The 2,034-nt window shown below is 70.4% G+C and carries 1 protein-coding gene; it reads left to right on the forward strand.

Annotated features, from left to right (window positions below; all coding sequences use genetic code 11):
* The first annotated feature begins 242 nt into the window (after positions 1-242).
* Complete coding sequence (gene eccB, locus CCN39_RS48795; RefSeq protein WP_086854022.1) at positions 243-1,880, forward strand: type VII secretion protein EccB; 1,638 nt, start codon at positions 243-245, stop codon at positions 1,878-1,880.
* Positions 1,881-2,034: the final 154 nt, after the last annotated feature.

Here is a 2,034-nt window from a genome sequence, read left to right on the forward strand (position 1 = left end):
CCCGGGCCCCCGCCGCCCGGCGGACGGCCACCGGGCGGCGGGGGCCCGGGCGGGCCAGGCGGACGTGGAGGAGTGGTGACGGACATCCGCGCTTTCTCTTCCCCTCGTGCTTGCTGCGTACCCGGAAGCCGGGTCCCGGGGTGCCCGACACTAGCTTGAGTTGGTAGAAACCCCACACCAGACGGTCCCCGTACGGCTATCCTGCGGAACCGTACCGCGACGGGGAGAGCTGTAGGTCGAGAATGCCATCAACACCCACGACTAAGTCTCAGGTCCAGGCGTATCAGTTCGTCCTACGGCGGATGCAGTCGGCGCTGGTCCGGCGGGACGCCGTGATGCTGCACGACCCGATGCGCACCCACACGCGGGCCACCATCGTGGGGGTGGTGCTGGGCGTGCTCGGCATGATCGTCTTCGTGGTCTGGGGCCTGCTCAGCCCGGCGCCGTCGGTGCCCGAGGCCGGGAACATCGTGATCGGCGAGCAGTCCGGCACGGTCTACGTCGTGACCGGCAACCCGAAGAAGCTGATCCCGACCTTCAACCTCGCGTCGGCCCGGCTTCTCCTGCTGGCCCAGCAGAAGAACTCGGGTCAAGGGGCCGGCGGCGCGACCGCGGCACCCGCGCCCGCTGCGGCGAGCCCGGCCAGTGTGAAGAATCCCACGGTCGTTTCCGACGAGCAGCTGAAGGACATTCCGCGCGACAAACTGACCGGAATTCCGGACGGTCCGCAGCTGATCCCGACGGATTCCCAGCGAATTACCCCCAATTGGGCCGTCTGCGACCAGGTTCAGCTGGAGCCGTCCCTGCCGAATCCGGACACCGGCCGGACCAACACCTACGTTTTCGGCGGCATCGCGCCGAGCGGCCTCGGCACCGAACTGGGCGAGAACGAGGCGCTGCTGGCGAAGGCCGACAACGGGAAGACCTACCTCGTCTACCGGCTGCCGAGCTCCCGGAACCGGCCGAACGCGAACACCGTGCGCGCCGAGATCGACGTCGACAACCCGAACGACGCCGTCCGGACGGCGCTGCAGCTGCCGCCGTCGCCGCGCAAGATCACGCAGGGGCTGCTCAACGCGATCCCCGAGGTCGCGAAGCTGACGCCGCCGAAGATCCCGAGCGGCCCGGCCCCGGCGGACTTCGACGGCCTGGCCTCGGGTGACGTCTTCGCCACGCAGCAGGCCGGCCAGCGGGACCTGAACTACTGGGCGATCACGCCGGCCGGCATCCAGCGGGTGTCCAACGCCGTCGCCGACATCATCCGCGTCGCGAAGAACGGCAGCTCCAGCAGCATCCAGACGCTGGGCCCGGACAAGCTCGCCGGGGTGAAGACGCTGCAGCCGGGCGACCCGGCGTACATCCCGGTCGACGACTTCCCGCGCTCGGTGCCGACGATCCTCGACGCGACGAAGAACTCCTCGGTCGCGTGCCTTGGCTGGTCGCTGGTCGGGTCCGGTCCCGACCAGGACGGGCACACCTCGGTGTACGTCGACACGCAGCTGCCCGGCCAGAAGAGCGCCGGCGAGAAGTTCACCCCGATGACGGTGACGACGCCGGGCCCGAACCGCGTGCCGCTGAACGGCTTCTACCTCAAGCCCGGGTTCGCCGCGGTCGTCCAGTCCGCGACCGGCAAGGCCAGCTTCGGCAAGGGCGCGATCCAGCTGATCTCCGACCGCGGCGTCCGGTACAGCGTTCCGGACGCCCAGACCGCGGACGCGATCGGCATGAACAACCGGCAGCCCGCGCCCGAGTCGATCATCGGGCTGCTGCCGACCGGGGCGTCGCTGAACACCCAGGACGTGCTGCGGCAGTTCGATTCGGTGCCGATCGACCCGAACGCCGGCACCTACCCGACCGCGTCCCAGCCGCCGGGGAACTGAGCGGAACCGGCGGCCCGCGGCGGGCGTCCCAGGCTCGAAGGTCTTTCTCGCGAGCGGAGGTGCCGTGGCCGGCTTGAAGATGGACGGCGTCGTCGTCGCCCGGTACGCCGAGACGGCCGAGGCCGCCGCGGACGACCTGGACGCGGCGGCGGCC

The sequence above is a fragment of the Amycolatopsis kentuckyensis genome (assembly GCF_002155975.1).
In the GTDB taxonomy this organism is placed as follows: Bacteria; Actinomycetota; Actinomycetes; order Mycobacteriales; family Pseudonocardiaceae; genus Amycolatopsis; species Amycolatopsis kentuckyensis.